Origin of the sequence: Moraxella cuniculi DSM 21768, from assembly GCF_900156515.1 — a bacterium.
Lineage (GTDB): Bacteria > Pseudomonadota > Gammaproteobacteria > Pseudomonadales > Moraxellaceae > Moraxella > Moraxella cuniculi.
The window spans coordinates 57,347-75,495 of record NZ_FTNU01000005.1; the positions used below are offsets into that span (position 1 = coordinate 57,347).

General features: G+C 44.2%; 15 protein-coding genes. 4 read left to right on the forward strand and 11 right to left on the reverse strand.

The window, feature by feature from the left end; translation table 11 throughout:
• Positions 1-32 precede the first annotated feature (32 nt).
• The 3 genes from BW928_RS04460 to BW928_RS04470 all read right to left on the reverse strand — a co-directional run bounded on the left by BW928_RS04460 (position 33) and on the right by BW928_RS04470 (position 2,484).
• Positions 33-395 carry a SirB2 family protein gene (locus tag BW928_RS04460; protein ID WP_076555039.1) on the reverse strand — a complete coding sequence of 121 codons (363 nt, stop codon included), beginning with the start codon at positions 393-395 and terminating at the stop codon, positions 33-35.
• Between the two features lie 44 nt (positions 396-439).
• Positions 440-916, reverse strand: a complete 477-nt coding sequence (greA, locus tag BW928_RS04465; protein ID WP_076555040.1) for a transcription elongation factor GreA — start codon at positions 914-916, stop codon at positions 440-442.
• Positions 917-1,170: 254 nt separating this feature from the next.
• Positions 1,171-2,484, reverse strand: coding sequence for a Na+/H+ antiporter family protein (locus tag BW928_RS04470; protein WP_076555041.1), 1,314 nt, complete (start codon positions 2,482-2,484; stop codon positions 1,171-1,173).
• Between the two features lie 342 nt (positions 2,485-2,826).
• Here BW928_RS04470 and lon point away from each other — a divergent pair, with 342 nt between their 5' ends.
• Both lon and BW928_RS04480 read left to right on the forward strand, forming a co-directional pair.
• On the forward strand, positions 2,827-5,265 hold the full coding sequence (gene lon, locus BW928_RS04475) for an endopeptidase La (protein ID WP_076555042.1): 2,439 nt from the start codon (positions 2,827-2,829) through the stop codon (positions 5,263-5,265).
• 65 nt (positions 5,266-5,330) lie between these two features.
• Entirely contained in the window at positions 5,331-5,942 is a 612-nt protein-coding gene (locus tag BW928_RS04480; protein ID WP_076555043.1) for an inner membrane-spanning protein YciB, read from the forward strand.
• A 43-nt stretch (positions 5,943-5,985) separates the two neighbouring features.
• Here the strand turns inward: BW928_RS04480 and BW928_RS04485 are convergent, their stop codons facing one another.
• The 3 genes from BW928_RS04485 to BW928_RS04495 all read right to left on the reverse strand — a co-directional run bounded on the left by BW928_RS04485 (position 5,986) and on the right by BW928_RS04495 (position 8,124).
• The gene (locus BW928_RS04485) at positions 5,986-6,387 is read right to left on the reverse strand and encodes an ExbD/TolR family protein (RefSeq protein WP_076555044.1); all 402 of its coding nucleotides are present in this window, start codon (positions 6,385-6,387) and stop codon (positions 5,986-5,988) included.
• Between the two features lie 11 nt (positions 6,388-6,398).
• Complete coding sequence (locus tag BW928_RS04490) at positions 6,399-6,947, reverse strand: MotA/TolQ/ExbB proton channel family protein (RefSeq protein ID WP_076555045.1); 549 nt, start codon at positions 6,945-6,947, stop codon at positions 6,399-6,401.
• Positions 6,948-7,038: 91 nt separating this feature from the next.
• On the reverse strand, positions 7,039-8,124 hold the full coding sequence (locus BW928_RS04495) for a hypothetical protein (RefSeq protein ID WP_076555046.1): 1,086 nt from the start codon (positions 8,122-8,124) through the stop codon (positions 7,039-7,041).
• 458 nt (positions 8,125-8,582) lie between these two features.
• On the opposite strand from BW928_RS04495, the gene BW928_RS04500 reads away from it, so the two are divergent.
• The gene (locus BW928_RS04500; RefSeq protein ID WP_076555047.1) at positions 8,583-10,229 is read left to right on the forward strand and encodes an ABC transporter substrate-binding protein; all 1,647 of its coding nucleotides are present in this window, start codon (positions 8,583-8,585) and stop codon (positions 10,227-10,229) included.
• Between the two features lie 241 nt (positions 10,230-10,470).
• On the opposite strand, the gene prfA is transcribed toward BW928_RS04500, so the two are convergent.
• The gene (prfA, locus tag BW928_RS04505) at positions 10,471-11,550 is read right to left on the reverse strand and encodes a peptide chain release factor 1 (RefSeq protein ID WP_076555089.1); all 1,080 of its coding nucleotides are present in this window, start codon (positions 11,548-11,550) and stop codon (positions 10,471-10,473) included.
• Positions 11,551-11,831: 281 nt separating this feature from the next.
• Here prfA and BW928_RS04510 point away from each other — a divergent pair, with 281 nt between their 5' ends.
• Positions 11,832-13,079, forward strand: a complete 1,248-nt coding sequence (locus BW928_RS04510; RefSeq protein ID WP_076555048.1) for an NRAMP family divalent metal transporter — start codon at positions 11,832-11,834, stop codon at positions 13,077-13,079.
• A 534-nt stretch (positions 13,080-13,613) separates the two neighbouring features.
• On the opposite strand, the gene BW928_RS04515 is transcribed toward BW928_RS04510, so the two are convergent.
• The 4 genes from BW928_RS04515 to BW928_RS04530 all read right to left on the reverse strand — a co-directional run bounded on the left by BW928_RS04515 (position 13,614) and on the right by BW928_RS04530 (position 18,140).
• Entirely contained in the window at positions 13,614-14,924 is a 1,311-nt protein-coding gene (locus BW928_RS04515) for a S1C family serine protease (RefSeq protein ID WP_076555049.1), read from the reverse strand.
• Positions 14,925-15,052: 128 nt separating this feature from the next.
• On the reverse strand, positions 15,053-16,120 hold the full coding sequence (gene argC / locus BW928_RS04520; RefSeq protein ID WP_076555050.1) for an N-acetyl-gamma-glutamyl-phosphate reductase: 1,068 nt from the start codon (positions 16,118-16,120) through the stop codon (positions 15,053-15,055).
• Between the two features lie 132 nt (positions 16,121-16,252).
• Positions 16,253-17,326 (reverse strand): uroporphyrinogen decarboxylase, encoded by a 1,074-nt coding sequence (gene hemE, locus BW928_RS04525; RefSeq protein WP_076555051.1) that lies wholly within the window; start codon positions 17,324-17,326, stop codon positions 16,253-16,255.
• 88 nt (positions 17,327-17,414) lie between these two features.
• Complete coding sequence (locus BW928_RS04530; RefSeq protein ID WP_076555052.1) at positions 17,415-18,140, reverse strand: DarT1-associated NADAR antitoxin family protein; 726 nt, start codon at positions 18,138-18,140, stop codon at positions 17,415-17,417.
• Between the last annotated feature and the right edge of the window lie 9 nt (positions 18,141-18,149).

Genomic DNA, 18,149 nt, shown 5'->3' on the forward strand with positions numbered 1-18,149 from the left:
GATGGGAGATAATTTTTATAAAGCAACTCTCATCAAGACAACATTGGCTTGGTAACTGCCAAAATCACAATGCCAACATAGGCAACCAGTGCAATCAACAGCCCTGCTTGTGCCTGCGATGGTGCGACTAAGGCGTGCTTTTGTGCCTTTACGGTTGCAGATGCTGCCACGATAAGCAAAACCAGCTTGGCAATCGCCCAGTGCTGTAGCCCTGCCACTTGGAATAATTGCCACACAAGCCAAGCCCCAGAACAAATCACCAGCGTGTATAACAAATGTGTGCTGATTTTAATTGCTTTTGATGAACGCATCGGTCTGCCTGTCAGCACTGGCAATGCCCCGATAATAAAAATCAACAGCAGAAGCACCGCAAGCAAAATATGCAAATGTTTCATATCATTTCCCCAATTTACCGACAATCACCACACACTGTGGCACATTAAGCATAAATCACTTGCAAAATCTCAAATTCTGCCAAGCCACTTGGAGTCTGGATTTTTGCTTCGTCGCCTTCTGATTTGCCAATCAAGCCACGAGCAATGGGTGAATTGACCGAAATTTTACCAACCTTAAAATCCGCCTCATCATCACCAACAATCTTATATTGGCGTTTTTCACCATCATCAAGATTTTCAAGCACCACCGTTACCCCAAAGACCACGCGACCATCTTGTGGTAGTTTGGCAGGGTCAATAATCTGTGCACCGCCCAGTTTTGCCTCAATGTCTCGAATGCGTGCCTCGCACAGCCCTTGCTGCTCTCGTGCGGCATGATATTCGGCATTTTCTTTTAGGTCGCCATGCTCTCGTGCCTCGGCGATGGCAGTGGTGATGCGTGGTCGCTCGACAGTTTTTAGATGTTTTAGCTCTTCTTCGAGTGCCTGATGCCCCTCTGGAGTCATTGGGTAGCGTTGCATATGATTTCCTTAATCCAAAAACAAAATGCAAAAAAACTTGCCAAAGTTCAGTTTGGCAAGATATTTGCAGGATAAATTTTGTGGTTATTATAACAAATCTTGCCAAAAATACCAGTATATTTTTACTGGCACCATGGCGATACAAGCCCTGCCATGCACAGGCAAGGTAGCGATGGTATTATTGATTATAAATTTATGATTAATTTATAAATATTTATCAATATGCAAGTGCATCGCCTTGGCAACACAAGTTCTTATAACACCATCGTAGCGATTAAGCCAAAAATAATCAGCGGAATGTTATAATGAATAAAAGTCGGTATCACCGAATCACGAATGTGGTCATGCTGATTGTCAGCATTTAGCCCCATGGTCGGCCCCAAGGTGGAATCAGACGCAGGAGAACCTGCATCACCCAGCACCCCTGCGGTTGCCACCAATGCCACTGTGGCAGGCACGCTAAAACCCATCGCCATACACAGCGGCACATAAATCGCTGCAATAATCGGCACAGTAGAAAATGACGAACCAATCCCCATCGTAACCACCAAGCCAACCAGTAACATAGATAGTGCCGCCAGCCATTTATTCTGCCCAAAAATATCAGTAGCAGCTTGCACCAGTGCATCAATCTGCCCTGTAGCTTTCATCACTTCGGCAAAGCCCTGTGCACAAATCATCACAAAGCCAATCATCGCCATCATTTTTATGCCATCATTAAACACCGCTTCGGCATCATGCCATCTAACCACCCCTGTCGCCACAAAAATCAAAAATCCAGCAATGGAGCCAATAAGCAGCGAATCACTTAACAGCTGCACCACAAAAGCAAGCACAATCGCCACCAGTGCAATGATGATATTTTTTTTGGCAGGAGTGGCTGGGGTATGGGTTGTTGTTATGGTAACATCAGCATACTCTCGCTGACCACGATAGCTTACAAATACCGCAATCAAAAGACCCATAAACATACCCAGTGCAGGGATTGACATGGTTTTTATCATTGACAACTCACCTGTTGCCATGCCTGCATCGTTAATATTTTTTAAAATAATTTGATTAAGAAAAATATCACCAAATCCATAAGGGATAAACATATAAGTATTTACCAAGCCAAAAGTCAAAATGCACGCAAGACTTCGGCGGTCTATCTTTAGCTGATTAAATAACAAAAGCAGTGGCGGTACAATCAAGGCAATAAAGGCAATGTGAATCGGTATGACATTTTGTGATAATATCGCCATCACGCCCAAAATGGCAAAAATACTGTACTTAAGCCGCGTGCTGGCAGCACCTGTCCGTAAGCGTGTAACCAACTTATCAGCAATCAGCTGCGGCACGCCCGAATGTGCAATCGCCATGGCAAATGCACCGAGCATGGCATAGGATAAGGCGATTTGTGCCCCATTCTTGATACCATCTTGAAAAACACTTAAGGTATCCTGAAGACTTAGCCCTGCCGTCATGCCACCAATCAATGCACCGACAACCAAACTTAGCACCACATGCACTCGCATCAGCGACAGCCCCACCATGATAATCACTGCAAGCAGCACCGCGTTTATCATACAACCTCTACCAATCAAATCAATTAATAAATAAAATTTATAAACCGCATATTATATCATAAAATATGGTCATCAAATTAACGATAATTAATTTATTTTAATTAAATATATAATAAATAAAAATAATAAAATGTTGTTCGTTGCAGATATTAGCATCAATATTATTTTTAATATTAATAAAAATAATCATTAATAAAAATTATTATAAAACTAACAAAGCAAATTTATCCAACCCAAATCAAGCGATAAATAAAATTTTATCTTGCAATTTATCACAACCACCACCATAAAGCCAAAATCCTGTCTTAATTGACACCCTATTAAATAACAAGGAAAACAGCGATGACAATTTCAACAAACTCATCGAATAATCACCGCAAGTTGCCACTGCTTGCAGTGCGTGATGTTGTGGTCTATCCCTATATGCAAATTGCTTTGTTCATTGGTCGCACACAATCAACGCACGCCATCGAACTTGCCCAAGAGGAATATGATGGCGAGCTGATTGTCGTTTCACAAAAAGACTCTCTGTCTGAGACCATCAATCCTGACGACTTGTATCAATTCGGTACTCGTTGCCGTATTATCAGCACAATGCCGCATGACTCGGACGACAAATGCCTAAAGGTACTCATCGAAGGGCTTGAGCGTGTCGAACTTGGCAAGATTGACAATGACGACCCAGAGAGCAGCCTAATGACTGATTTTTGGGCAGCTGATATTGAAGTGCAAGGCAGTGAAGAAGAAATTAATGCCAAAAAAACCGTTTTACTTGATTTGTTTGCCGATTATGCCGATGGTACGCTTCGTAATGCTCGTGAGCTTAGCCGTGTGGCAGGCAATATCAATAGCCTGCTTGAGCTGATGTATTTTGTTGCCACACGCACACAATTGCCAGCGGACAAAAAGCAACAACTGCTACAATCATCTGACAGCAATGGCTATTTTCAGGTATTGATTGATTATTTTAGCCACAGCAAGACCGAACGCTCTATCGAAAGCCAGCTGCAAGACAGCGTTCGCAAACAAATGGAAAATAACCAGCGTGAGTATTTTTTAAACGAAAAAATGAAAGCCATCAAATCAGAATTGTCTGATTTGAACAACGGCATGGACGATGAAGATGGTGAGTTAGAATCTCGCCTAAAGCAAGCCGACCTGCCCGATGAAGTTCGCAAAAAAGCAGAATCAGAATTCAAAAAACTCAAAATGATGCCCGCCACCTCCTCTGAAGCATCTGTAGTGCGAGGCTATGTTGAGTGGATTTTGGACACGCCTTGGAATACGCTTAGCAAAGTTGGCATTAATCTGGACAAAGCCAAACAGACCCTAGATCAGGATCACTATGGACTTGATGATGTCAAAGACCGCATCTTGGAATACTTGGCGGTGCAATCACGCGTCAAGCAATTGCGTGGCCCTATTTTGTGCCTAGTTGGCCCACCGGGTGTCGGCAAAACCAGCTTGGGTGAGAGCATTGCTCGTGCTACAGGGCGGAAGTTTGTGCGTATGGCATTGGGCGGTGTGCGTGATGAGGCTGAAATCCGTGGTCATCGCCGCACTTATATCGGTGCCATGCCGGGCAAAATTGTCCAGTCTCTATCAAAAGTTGGTGTAAAAAATCCGCTATTTTTGCTTGATGAAATTGACAAGATGGCACAAGATTTTCGTGGCGATCCAGCCTCTGCCTTGCTAGAAGTGCTTGATCCTTCACAAAACAAAGCCTTTAATGATCATTATTTGGACTTGGATCTTGACCTATCGCAAGTGATGTTTATCTGCACAGCCAACAGCATGAATATCCCTCCTGCACTGCTTGATCGCATGGAGGTGATTCGCCTACCTGGCTATACCGAAGATGAAAAACTCTCCATCGCCAAAAACTACCTAACGCCCAAGGCAATTGAGCAAAATGGTCTAAAAGCAGATGAGCTTGAGATTCAAGATGAAGCAATCATGAGTATCATTCGCCACTACACACGAGAAGCTGGCGTTCGTAATCTTGAGCGTGAAATCAATAAGATCAGTCGCAAAGCCGTTCGCAAACAGATCGAAACCTATGGCAGCAAGCCCAAAAAAGGCACGACCATTGAGCAGCTGCAAGTCAATGATGCCAATATTGCTGACTTTTTGGGCGTAAAACCCTATGATTACGGCTTGGCAGAAAAAGATCCTGAAGTTGGTCGTATCACAGGGCTGGCTTGGACTTCGGTTGGTGGCGAGCTATTAACCATCGAAGCTGCAACCATGCAGGGCAAAGGCGAGCTGGTTTTCACAGGTTCACTAGGCGATGTGATGAAAGAGTCAATCCGTGCCGCCATGAGCGTGGTGCGTGCAGGTGGTGAGCGATTTGGCATTGAGTATGATAAGTTTAAAAATACTGATTTGCACATTCATATGCCAGAAGGTGCTACGCCAAAAGATGGTCCATCAGCAGGTATTGCCCTAACGACCGCCATCGTCTCAGCGATGACAGGCATTGCTATCCGTGCCGATATTGCCATGACAGGCGAGGTTACCCTGCGTGGCAAAGTACTTCGTATTGGTGGATTAAAAGAAAAACTACTGGCAGCCCATCGCGGAGGAATTAAGCAAGTACTGATTCCAAAATCCAACGAACGAGATTTGGTTGATATTCCTGACAATATCAAAGACGGTCTTATCATTCAATCTGTTGAGACCATCGATGAGGTGCTGGCAGCGGCATTGGTAGAAAAAGTTCGCCCCCTACCACCGACACGCATCAAGCACGAGCCATCAGCCGATACTGTTCGTAGCTAACAGCCAGACTCTGCCAGAACTGTTTGTTTTGGCAGATTTTTTACCACTTAATACAACTTACCATCATGAAAGCATTATTTGATTATATTCCGTTAATTATATTTTTTATATTATATAAAACAACCGACCCTGCCGACAGCAATCACCCTTTATTGCAGCTCATCGGTGCTGGTGGTGCGACCAACAACCATATTTTGGTTGCCACCATTGGGTTGATAGCTGCAACGGTACTGGTGTATGGATATCTATTCATCAGCCAAAAATTCCACCTTGAAAAACCCCAATGGTTCGTGTTGCTGATGACGATTGTTTTTGGCGGAATCACGCTGGCATTAAGTGATGCTTTTTATATCATGCTAAAGGCAGTGATTATCAACGCCACTTTTGCGGTAGGTTTGCTGATATCACCTCTGTTTAGTCAAGATCGCAGCCCCATCATCAAAAAACTCTTTGATCCCATATTTGAGCTTAGTCATCAAGGCTGGCACAAGCTCAATCTGGCATGGGCGGGACTGTTTGCCACCTTGGCAGGTCTGCACGCATTTTTTGCTTTTGTGTTTGCTGATGGCAAATATTGGGGTGAGTTTACCGCCTTTGGTGATATGATGGTCATGCTGGTATTTGTGATTGCAATGATTTTTGTATTAAGAAACCATTTGCGTAAAGAAATAAATTAACTGGTAACAAACAACAAAAAACCCTGCATTTGCAGGGTTTTGCTTATTCGCTGACAAAGGCGATTTTGGTTAGCCCCGCCTGACTGGCAACCGCCAACACTTGTGCCACCGTGTCATATTTGCCCTCTTTATCGGCACGCAGATTGATTTGCGGATTGTTGCCAGCTTGCACTTGCTCGGCAAATCGCTGATTTAGCCCCTCAAGTGTCAGCTTTTCTTTGTCCCAATAAATCTCACCTGCTTTATCAATACTTACCTGAATCACTTGTGGCGGTGCGTCATTGATACTGGCTGATGTTTTTGGCAAATCCAGTGGTATACTGGGATTTAGCACGGTTGCCGTTACCAAAAAAATAATCATCAAAACCAGCATAATGTCAATAAGCGGAATCAGGTTCATCTCATTCATGCCCTGATCGCTATGATCGCCAAGCTCAAACGCCATAACCCCTCCTTTTATCGTGCCACTTTGGCCAAAATCTGATGGGCAGTGTCTGTCGCTGTGTGCAAGGCACTCTTGTTGATACGCATGGCAATATTATAAAACACAACCGCAGGGATAGCCACTGCAAGACCCAAGCCAGTCATAATCAACGCCTCACCCACAGGGCCTGCCACTTGAGCCAATCCAGCCTGACCTGTTTTGCCGATGCCGTTGAGTGCATGAAAAATACCCCAAACCGTACCAAACAAGCCAATAAAAGGAGCAATTGATGCTGTCGTCCCAAGGATTGGCAAACCCTTTTCAAGCTCATGTCGCCAACGGGCAATTTGTTGCAAGAGATTTTGCTCGGTAATCATCTTGCGTTGCTCAAATGCAAGGTCTGACAACGACTGTGTATCAACACGGCGATGCAGCTCATCGGCAATGGTTGTGGCAATACGGCGAGAGTTTAGCACACGCACAATACCCACCACCCACGATGCCAATGATAGCAGCAACAGCACAAAAAATAGCGTCTTGCTCACCGCATCAGTTTGCGACCAATAAAAAGCAAAATCCATAAACTCACCTTTATTTTTGATAATAAAAATTATAAAAAATACTTATTTAATTTCAGTCAGAATACACCAACTCATCTTAAGTCATGACAACCTATCTGCCATATGTGCAACTTTCATCTTTTGGCAGATTCAACTCAAGCGGATAAGTCGCACTACCCACCTTGGTAACATTACCTTCTTTAAAGGGGTGCAAGACACCACGGCTAACCTGACGAACAATCAACCTATCAAGCTCTCTATCACTTGTTGAGCCGTTTAATTTCACACCAGAAATATTACCTTTTTCATTAACAGAAAAAGAAACCGTAATGCCCATCATGATGTCTGATTTTGCTGAACACAACACGCCTTTTAATTTCGGTGCTGAACGCCAGCTGGCATTGGTGATTGTTCCCAGATTGGTCTGTTGTACTTGAGATTTGTCATTGCCGCCGCCCTCTTGGGCTTTGCCACCACCTGTGCCACCGCTGTTTTTAGCAGCTTGGGCAGCAGCGGCTGCCTTACGGCGTGCTTCTTCGGCTTCGGCAGCTCTACGGCGTTGCTCAGCAGCAGCTTGCTCGGCTCGTTGTCGTGCCTCTTGTTCTGCTCGCTGCCGTGCTTCTTGTTCTGCTCTTTGCTGCATTTCACGCTGACGGCGTTCGTTTTCGGCACGCTCTTGTTCGCGACGCTGTGCCTCTTGCCTTTGTTGTGCCTCCCATGCTGCCTGTTGCTGTCTGGCTGCCTCGATTTGTGCCAAGCGTTGTTGCTCGGTAAAATCAGGCTTAGGCTCAGACTTAGGTTCAGGTTTTGATTCTATCTTGGGCTTAGGTTCAGGCTTAGGCTCATTTTTTGGTTCAGCCTTTGGTTTAGGTGGCTGAAACTCTTGTATGACAGGCTTGGGCTGCACTTGTTGCACAGGCTTAGGCTCTGTGGCAGCTTTTATTTTTACTGGCTCTGCCTTGGCAGCGGCAGGCTTGGTCGGTTGCTCAATCGGCTTGGGCGGCTCTGGCGATTCTAGATTGTTAAGAATCACAGGCTCAGGCTTGGGTGGCTCAATCAGCTCAATCTCAAGCGGTGGCGTAATTTTTGGTGGCATGATGGGCTTAATTTGCATATTGGCAATACCAGCCGCTACTGCACCGTGTAGTATGACTGCCACAGATAATGCTAATATCTTGATTTTTTTGGAATAATCCACCGCTGACACCTATACCGATAACCAATTAGCAGTAATTTATTTTGAATACAAATGATAACAATTTGCAATTTCACAATTATAAATGATAAATTTTTAAATTTCAAGAATCTGTATAAACTTTTTTTGATAATAAATCCATCTTTAATACAGCTACCCATCATGGCATTCGTCATCACCAGTCATTGCGTGGATTTTGCCAGTTTTATTATATTTGTCCTTTACTGCGTTTTGCTTGCATTGCTTGGTATTATCCAAATAGCCATGCATCAAAAGCACAGTGCAAAATCATCGCAGCAGCCTACTTTTTTGGGTTGATTTACACAAGGTAAAAAATAAAAATAAAAACGCACAAATCATCTTGACAATTTTTTATATTTTGCTAATATTTTTATAACACTATGTTACAGTCTTGTAATTTGTGTTAATTTGTTACACGGTAGTTTTATAAGGAAATCATAATGCAATTTAAACCTGCACTTTTAGCAACAGCGTTAGCAACAGTTTTGGGACTGACTGCTTGTGGTAATTCTGGCTCTGACTCTCAAGCCAAAACCTCAGGCGATGCAAAATCATCAGCCACGCTACCAGCTGGCAAAGATACCCTAATCATCGCCAATGGTTCAGAACCTGCAACACTTGACCCAACCAAAAGCCAAGACACCACAAGCTCGGCAATCATTCGCCAAATGTTTGAAGGCTTAGTCTCTGGCAGCGAAAAAGGCGAGACTGTTCCCGGCCTAGCAAGCAAGTGGGAAACCGCTGACAATAAAGTCTGGACATTCACCCTACGAGATGCCAAATGGTCAAATGGCGAACCCATCACCGCACATGATGCCGTCTATGCCCTACAGCGTCTGACCGATCCAAATACCGCTGCAGAATATCAAAGCTATCTGGCTGATGCCAAAGTGCTAAATGCCGAAAAAGTTGCCGCTGGCGAATTGCCACTGGACGCTCTTGGCGTTAAAGCATTAGATGACAAAACACTACAAATCACTCTGACAGAGGCTGTGCCTTATTTGCCAGATATGTTCACCCTGCCAGTTACTTTTCCAGTACCAAAAAGCGTTATTGAAAAGTATGGCGATAAGTGGATTGATCCTGCCAACATCGTGGTCAGCGGTGCTTATAAGCTCAAAGAATGGACAGTCAATAGCCATGTTACCCTAGAACGCAATGGCGAATACTATGACAATGCCAATACCAGCATTGAAAAAGTTCAATTCCTACCAATCACTCCTGCCAACGGTATCAACCGATATTTGGCGGGCGAGCTTGATGTCAATGGCATTCCTCCAGAGATGATTGATAAGATGCGTAAAGATTTGCCTGAAGAAATGAAATCTTCAGAAAAACTTTGCACCTATTATCTGCGACCAAATACAGTTGCCAAGCCATTTGACGATCCGCGTGTACGCCAAGCACTGTCTATGGGTCTGGATCGTGAGATTGTTGCCGAAATCCTAAAACGAGATGCACCAGCAGCATTCCAATTCACGCCAACCATCACCCAAAATATGCTTGAAACCAAGCCTCAATGGGCAGCACTGGATCGTGAAAAACGCAATGAACAGGCCATCGCCTTGCTTGCAGAGGCAGGCTACAATGCCCAAAACCCACTGAAGTTTGAGTTCTTGTACTCAACCAGCGAAACAGGCAAGATGCTTGCAGGTGCATTTGGCTCCATGTGGCAAAAAAACCTTGCCAATATTGTTCAGCCAACGCTAAACAACCAAGAATGGAAAACTTTCCTAGATACCACCAATCGTGGCAAGTTTAGCCTTTCTATGGCAGGCTGGTGTGCTGACTACAACGAGCCATCAAGCTTCCTAAATATCCTAAAAACAAGCAGCAGTAACAACGCTGGTAAATACAGCAATCCGCAGTTTGATGCCGTACTGGAAAATGCTCTAAAAGCTGGCACAACTGACGAAGATCGTGCACAGCTCTACAAGCAAGCCGAAGAAATCATCGCAAAAGATACGGCGGTTATCCCACTGTACACAGCGGTAACTGTTCGCTTGGTGAAACCATATGTGAATGGCTTCGATGGTCAAGATCCGATGGATCATTTCTTGGTGAAGAATTTTTCATTCAAAAAATAAACCCATTCACCAAAACCCAAAAAGCACCGCAATTCGGTGCTTTTTGTTTATTTATCAAAAAATTACACAAAAGATACAGCCTTGGCGTGCTGTCTGAAATTTACCATTCATGCCTTGGTTTGGCAATCAAAACCACCCAAATTAAGCAAATGACAAAATAAGCCAAAGCTCATTATGAGCAGCAAGTCGGTACTCAATGCCAATGGGTTGGCGAATCGACACAATCAAGCCAGCAATCAGCTTACTCGCCACCAACTGCCGCCATCAAATCTGCCTGATGCTCTCGCAATAAGCTGTCAAGCAGCTCTGTCAAATCCCCCTCCATGATGGCATCAAGTTTATAAAGCGTCAAGTTAATGCGATGATCTGTCATACGCCCTTGTGGAAAATTATAAGTACGAATGCGTTCACTGCGATCGCCAGACCCCACCAAATTACGCCGCATATCACTGGTTGCGTCAATTTGAGCTTGCACCTTTGCCTGCTGAATACGTGCAACCAGCATTTTCATTGCTTTTTCACGGTTGGCGTGCTGGCTGCGTTCTTGCTGGCATTCAGCCACCACCCCTGTTGGAATATGCGTGATACGCACTGCCGAATCCGTGGTATTGACATGCTGACCACCTGCACCGCTGGAGCGATAAGTATCGATACGCAAATCAGCAGGGTTTAGCTCAACCGTATCATCAATCTCCACCTCAGGCATGATAGCGACGGTACACGCCGATGTATGCACTCGTCCTTGTGATTCGGTTGCTGGCACACGCTGTACACGATGGGCACCACTTTCAAACTTCAGCCGTCCATACACGCCCACACCTGAAACACGGCTAATAATCTCCTTATAGCCGCCATGCTCGCCCTCATTGGCTGACAAAATCTCTATCTGCCACCCTTGTGCTTGAGCGTATTTATGATACATACGGAACAAATCACCGCTAAAAATTGCCGCCTCATCACCGCCCGTACCTGCACGAATCTCCAAAAATGCCGATACTTTATCATTAGGGTCCTTAGGCAGCATCATGACATTGAGAGTCTCGGTCAAATCTGCCATGGTTTGCTTGGCAAGTTCCATCTCTTCGACAGCCATTTGTTTCATATCAGGGTCGCCAAGCAGCTCTTCGGCAGTTGCCAAATCCGCCTCGGCCTGCGTATATCGTTGCCATGTTTCGGTGATTTCTGCCAAATCGCTGTGCTCAACTGACAATTCACGGAATTTTTTGCTGTCGCTTAGCGTTTCAGGATCGGAAAGCAGTGCGGTTACTTCCTCAAATCTATCCACCATCTGATCAAGGCGATGTCGTAAAGATGCTTTTATCATATCAAATTAGCTTTTTACCAAATATTAATCCAATCGATTATTTTGCCATATTTTTAGCAGTTTTGCACCAGTTTTCCTGTGATAATCCTTGTATGTATTGAGAGATTGCATAAAATATGTATGAATTTTTTCATAATTATGCTAATCTGTAACAATTGGCATTATTCGCCAATAAGCCATCAATCACAGCTCAAGTGCTTTTGTATTTGCCAAAAACGCTTGACAAAAATCAATTTTATCAATTGATGGCTATTGTTATACTGATATAAAGGTGCATTATGACTCACTCACCCACCATGCAGCGGCTGACATGGCGATCATTTGGCCCGGGCATTTTGATGGCATCAGCAGCAATCGGCGGATCGCATTTGGTTGCCTCAACACAAGCTGGTGCATTATACGGCTGGCAGTTGGCAATTATGATTGTACTTGCCAATTTGGCAAAATACCCATTTTATCGCTTTGCTACCGAATACACCTACAGCACTGGTACTTCACTGGTTGCAGGCTATGCCAAAATCTCTCGTGTATATTTATGGGCATTTTTTGTGCTGTGTATCATCTCTGGGGTGATTAGCACAGGTGCGGTGGCATTACTGTGTGCGGTGATTTTGGGTCAAATATTACCATGGGAGCTAAGCACGCTGGCATTATCAGCCATTGTAATGGCAAGCTCATGGCTGCTGCTGTTTGCAGGTCATTATAAGTTATTGGACAGTCTAACCAAATGGATCATCGTCTGCCTTACCATAGCAACTCTGGCTGCTGTATGTATCGCTGCTGGCAAACCTGCAAATATCGCAACTGATTTTATCCCTGCCTCGCCATGGAATTTGGCTGCTTTGGGCTTTATTATCGCCTTGATGGGCTGGATGCCTGCTCCGCTGGAATTTTCGGCAATCACCTCCGTTTGGACCGCCAAAAAAATTCGCACCGATCACACCACTCGCTATCAGGGCATGGTTGATTTTAATGTGGGTTATTTCACTTCGGCAATCTTGGCATTGTTTTTTCTGGCATTGGGGGTCTTTGTACAATACGGCACTGGACAAGAAATCGCCATGCAAGGCGGTGCATATGTGCCACAATTGATACAAATGTACACCCAAACCATCGGCGAGTGGTCAAGATTGCTTGTAGCGTTCATCGCCTTTTTGTGCATGTATGGCACGGTGATTACTTGTGCTGATGGTTATGGGCGTACTAATGCCGAGAGCCTGTCGCTGCTTTTGAGCAACAGCACCGAACACACCGAAAAATATGTCAGCAGATGGGTTGCTTTTACCATCGTGGCAGGCTTTGGGCTGATTGCATTTTTCTCGGGGCAGATGGCAACTTTACTAAAATTTGCCATGATTTCAGCCTTTGTAACCGCACCTATCTTTGCGTATCTTAACTACGCCTTGGTAAAAAAAGAAGGTCATCTTAGCACTGGCATGAAGTGGTTTGCTTTGGCGGGTATTGCATTTTTGGCAGGATTTACCCTATTGTTTTTATTGCAATTTTTTGGCATTATCGGCTCATAAACCACTCATCGCTTGATTTGTTCGATAATCAATCACGATAATCGGGCAGATCAAGCGATTGTTAAACTGGCAAAAATTATCATAAATTTATAATTTTTTATTTTATATCAATTAATATAATCTTAATATATTAAATTGCCAAATTGGCAATCCAGCCACGCCAGCTGCTTTAACAATCACAAACTACCACAGTTTCCAACTGATATTCTCTTACACGCATTTTTACCAATTTATTTAATAAAATAAAAAGAAAATATATTAATATTTATCAATATACCACATTACAACATAAAATAAAGCGGTTATCTTTGCCAAATCAAGTAAAAATCATCAAGCAACTCGTTACACAAATGCCAAAGTATTTGTATAATTTTCTAAAAATTGCCAGTTTCACCGATAAAACAACATCACCAATCCCAAGCAATTTTACAAAATAGTTTTTATATTTGCTAATTAATGCCGCTCACTGACTAGCTGGCATAAATAAAAAACACCAAGTAGCTAACTTGGTGTCTGGGTAAATACTTGTGATAATTAATACTGCTGCGAATTTCGCATTTGCTCAAGCTGTTGTAGCAGCTGCTGCAATTGCTCTATGTTTTGTGGCGTGCCTTGATTTTGAGCTGCTGGCTGCTGATCAAAATTTGGACGCTCTGCCAACTGTGCAGACAGATTAAGCGTCTTGTCTTGTCGCACGATGGTCAAAGACAGCGTACTGTTTGGAGATTTTTGTGCCACCATGCCGATGAGTGCATTGGCATCTTTAATCGGCGTACCGTCAATGGCGGTGATGGTATCACCAACCTGCACGCCTGCCTTTGCCGCTGGGCCATCTTGCCAAACTCGTGCTACCACAGCCCCTGTGCGACTCTCAATGCTTGTTGGGTTGTCAGTCGCTGGCATAATCTCGATACCAAGCCAGCCCTGACTGACCTTGCCCGTGGTGATTAGTGCATTCATCACGCGTTCGACAATTTGCGTTGGAATGGCAAAGCCGATACCCATTGAGCCGCCAGAGCGTGAATAAATCGCCGTATTAATGCCAATCAATGCCCCATTGGCATCAACCAACGCACCACCAGAATTACCGGGGTTGATTGCTGCATCCGTTTGGATAAAATCCTCAAAACTGCTAACGCCAATACCTGCACGCCCTGTTGCCGAAATAATGCCCTGCGTTACCGTCTGCCCCACGCCAAAGGGGTTGCCAATTGCCAATGCGACATCTCCGACACGAATCGGCTCGGCACGAAATGCCATCGGTACCAGATTATCCAGCTCAACACGAATCACCGCCAAATCACTGTCAGTATCACTACCCACCACTTTGGCTCGTGCCTTGCGACCATCATTAAATGCCACCGTAATCTCATCTGCCTGTGCAATCACATGGGCATTGGTAACGATGTAGCCATCTTTTGACACCACCACGCCAGAGCCTAAGCTACTGCCTTGATTTGGCGTGCCGCCGCCATAGTATCGCTCCAAAAATTGTTGCAATACTGGGTCATTGGCATAAATCTGCCCACTGGTATTTTGCGTAGTGTAGATATTTACCACCGACTGTGCCGCACGATTTACCGCTTCATAATACGAGCTGATGGGGGCAGGTGTATCAGGATTGGTGTTTTGTGTACTGTCAGCGATGGCAGGCTGCCATGTGTTTTTGGTATCAGTAAGCTCTTGGCTTGTCTCGACCTGTGGCGTTGCAGGCTTGGTAACAATGCTTGGGTTAAGCACCAAATATCCAATGATAATTGCAAACAGAGCAAGCAGCAGCCATGAAACAATCAACAAAACGCTCACGCCTGCCTGCGATTTGGCACAAGGAGGGATTTTTGACATAGATTTTCCTACAGTATCCTATATTTAATAAAATTCTAGCACGAAAATCTTGCCAATTTATTAAGCAACTGTTGAATGATGATAAAATCTACTCACACCAAATGCCAAGCGATTCATCATCAGCACAATCAAGGGGTAATTGGCACCAAGTCCAGAGCTGTTAATTCATCAAAACCAAACATAATGTTCATATTTTGTACCGCTTGACCTGCTGCACCTTTGACCAAATTATCCTGCACCACCAAGATTGTCAGCATATCTGCCTGTTGATCGATGGCAATTCTTAGCTTATTGGAAGCCTTAACAGACCGAGTGTCAGGCAACACTCCAGAGGGCAGCACATCAACAAAATATTCGTGCTGATAGCTGCTGGCAAAATATGATTGCCAATCAACCTTTGAGCCTGTATCTGTCAATGGCACATGAATGGTGCTAAACATACCACGAATCATCGGCACCAAATGTGGCACAAAACGGATTTTTTTGGGGAATACTGCTGCCAAAATTTCATTAAGCCCCTGAGCAATCTCTGGTGTATGCCGATGCCCTGATACGCCATAAGCACTGAAATTATCAGCAACTTCTGCATAACTGATGGCAATTTTTCCTTGCCTGCCTGCTCCAGAAATGCCTGATTTGGCATCAATGATAATCCGCCCATCAACGACATTGCCCAGCTGTTTTTCAGCATCAATCACAGGCTTTAAGCCCAAAATTGCTGTTGTTGGATAGCAGCCTGGGTTGGCAATCAAGGCAGCTTTGGCAATTTTTTCTCGATTCACTTCAGGCAAGCCATAAACCGCCTGTGCCAGTAATTCAGGGCAACTGTGCGTCATGCCATACCAATTGGCAAACTCATCAAGTGATTGCAGGCGAAAATCTGCACCCAAATCAATCACTTTAACACCGCTATTGACCAAGCTGGGTGCGTGGGTCATTGCCACGCCATGCGGTGTTGCAAAAAATACCAAGTCGCAAGTTTGTGCCATTTCATCAAACAACGCATCACTCATATCACAAAAATGCAACTGACTGACTGACCGCAAACTCGGAAAAATCTCACTGACAGCACGCCCTGCTTCAGCTCTGGAAGTTAAATAACGCACCTGCACATTGGGGTGCCGACTTAGGATTCTTAAGAGCTCAACCCCTGTATAGCCTGTGCCACCGACTATACCAACTGTAATTTGCTTCATACCATCACCCATCACTTTGATTTAATTTTAACCATCTTAGCCGAAGTTTATGAAAATTGCAAATTGCATTTGTGGGTTCTATCAAGCCTTAAAAAAATCCCCAAGCAGGCTTGGGGAGATAAGTTTGACAAACTACAGCTGATAGTCATGCACCGCATCAATAAATGCCTTGGCATGATCAGGGTCTGACCATTGAGTGATACCATGACCAAAATTGGCAATATAACCTGTTTTTTCGCCCAATACATAAGCATCATCTAGCATGCGGCGAACCTCGCAAGCAATGGCATTCGGCGTACCATAAATGGTTGCAGGATCAAGGTTGCCTTGCAGGGCTTTTTTGGCATTTAGTGCATGCAATGTGTGGCGTGCCTTGTCCAATGGCATGGTCCAATCCAGCCCCAATGCGTCCGCTTGACTGTCCGCCTGAATATCCAGCCACAGCCCGCCACCTTTGGTGAACAATACCACAGGCACATCAGGGTGTTGTGATTTTAAGCGATTGACAATATCACGGTTATAAGCATGGCTAAACTCAGCAAATTGACGATGCCCCAACGCACCGCCCCAGCTGTCAAAAATCTGCACCAGCTGAGCCCCTGCAACAATTTGTGCATCCAAATAATCAACCACCGCATCAGCAATCTTGCCAAGCAGTGCGTGCAGCAACTCTGGTGTCTGATACATCATCTGCTTACTGTGGCGAAACTCACGGCTAGAGCCGCCCTCTATCATATAAGTCGCCAAAGTCCACGGCGAGCCACTAAAGCCAAACAGTGGCACTTGCCCATTTAATGCATTACGAATACTTGTTACCGCCTTTAGCACATAATCAAGCGATGCCTGCGTATCAATCTTGGGCAAGGCGGCAATATCCGCCTCGGTGCGTGTGGTTTTTTTAAGTTTTGGGCCCTCACCTTCGGCAAAATACAACCCCAACCCAAAAGCATCAGGAATGGTCAGAATATCACTGAATAAAATCGCTGCATCCAACTCAAAACGACGAAGTGGCTGCAAAGTAACTTCGGTTGCCTTATCGGTGTCTTTGCACAAGCTCAAAAAATCCCCCGCCTGACTACGCACCTGCTTATATTCTGGCAAATAACGCCCTGCCTGACGCATCATCCAAACAGGGGTCGTATCCACAGGTTCAAAACGCATTGCACGCAAAATACGGTCGTTTTTTAAAGGGGTAAATTCTGACATAAAATTCTCTTTACTGGTTTAAAATTCAAGAATATACATTTGTAAATCACACTCAGTTTGTGCAATTGTAGCAATTATTAATTTGCAATCAACCCAGCATATCTAGCTGGCGTTTATTTTGCAAGCTTTTATTAAAGGCAGAAGTATTATCCACTTTATAATCATCATACAGTGTCAAAAAATCGTCTTTATTGCCAATCTTATCCATCAGACCTCTTTTGTGCAAACACACAAATAATGCCACCGCATAAGCCTGACAATTGATAGAGTTTTTTGGATTAAACTCAATATCGGTAAACGCTGTAAATTGCAATAATTCATCATGCAAATGTTTATTTTGGTTAAGTGCATTGACATACAACCAATCATAAAAAGCAGTTTTTGGATTTAAATCCCACTGACGATTGCCAAGCCAAACGAACTGCAATAGCTCGCCTGAGGTTGATAATCGTTCGTCCTTTTTTGCCTGTCGAGAAGACACACTTTCATTCATCAAGTCCACAAAAGGCCCGCCTTTTTCAAACACCTTACTTGACTGATATGCCTGCTCAACACTATAACGTTTGCCGCTTGGGTTGGTAATCATCAAATTAAAGGCACTTAAACTTCTTCCTAGACTGTCTTCAGATTTACTTGAAACCTCAAGTATATATTTTACTTCAGTAGAACTTTGTAAAAATGCCTCATGCAAAGAACGAATCGAAGCCTGTTTCTGCACCAAAGATAAACCTGAATAAAACTTAAATTCCACAAGCTTTACTTCAACAAGCGTATCGCCATTAATACATGGGGTGTATACTGGTCTTTTTGCCATGCACCCTCC

What these genes read in the sequence shown, in the direction of transcription:
- argC (WP_076555050.1), bottom strand. Translation starts at nt 16,120, where the DNA reads ATGAAGCAAATTACAGTTGGTATAGTCGGTGGCACAGGCTATACAGGG.
- BW928_RS04470 (WP_076555041.1), bottom strand. Translation starts at nt 2,484, where the DNA reads ATGATAAACGCGGTGCTGCTTGCAGTGATTATCATGGTGGGGCTGTCG.
- lon (WP_076555042.1), top strand. Translation starts at nt 2,827, where the DNA reads ATGACAATTTCAACAAACTCATCGAATAATCACCGCAAGTTGCCACTG.
- BW928_RS04480 (WP_076555043.1), top strand. Translation starts at nt 5,331, where the DNA reads ATGAAAGCATTATTTGATTATATTCCGTTAATTATATTTTTTATATTA.
- hemE (WP_076555051.1), bottom strand. Translation starts at nt 17,326, where the DNA reads ATGTCAGAATTTACCCCTTTAAAAAACGACCGTATTTTGCGTGCAATG.
- BW928_RS04510 (WP_076555048.1), top strand. Translation starts at nt 11,832, where the DNA reads ATGACTCACTCACCCACCATGCAGCGGCTGACATGGCGATCATTTGGC.
- BW928_RS04515 (WP_076555049.1), bottom strand. Translation starts at nt 14,924, where the DNA reads ATGTCAAAAATCCCTCCTTGTGCCAAATCGCAGGCAGGCGTGAGCGTT.
- BW928_RS04530 (WP_076555052.1), bottom strand. Translation starts at nt 18,140, where the DNA reads ATGGCAAAAAGACCAGTATACACCCCATGTATTAATGGCGATACGCTT.
- BW928_RS04490 (WP_076555045.1), bottom strand. Translation starts at nt 6,947, where the DNA reads ATGGATTTTGCTTTTTATTGGTCGCAAACTGATGCGGTGAGCAAGACG.
- BW928_RS04460 (WP_076555039.1), bottom strand. Translation starts at nt 395, where the DNA reads ATGAAACATTTGCATATTTTGCTTGCGGTGCTTCTGCTGTTGATTTTT.
- BW928_RS04485 (WP_076555044.1), bottom strand. Translation starts at nt 6,387, where the DNA reads ATGGCGTTTGAGCTTGGCGATCATAGCGATCAGGGCATGAATGAGATG.
- BW928_RS04500 (WP_076555047.1), top strand. Translation starts at nt 8,583, where the DNA reads ATGCAATTTAAACCTGCACTTTTAGCAACAGCGTTAGCAACAGTTTTG.
- greA (WP_076555040.1), bottom strand. Translation starts at nt 916, where the DNA reads ATGCAACGCTACCCAATGACTCCAGAGGGGCATCAGGCACTCGAAGAA.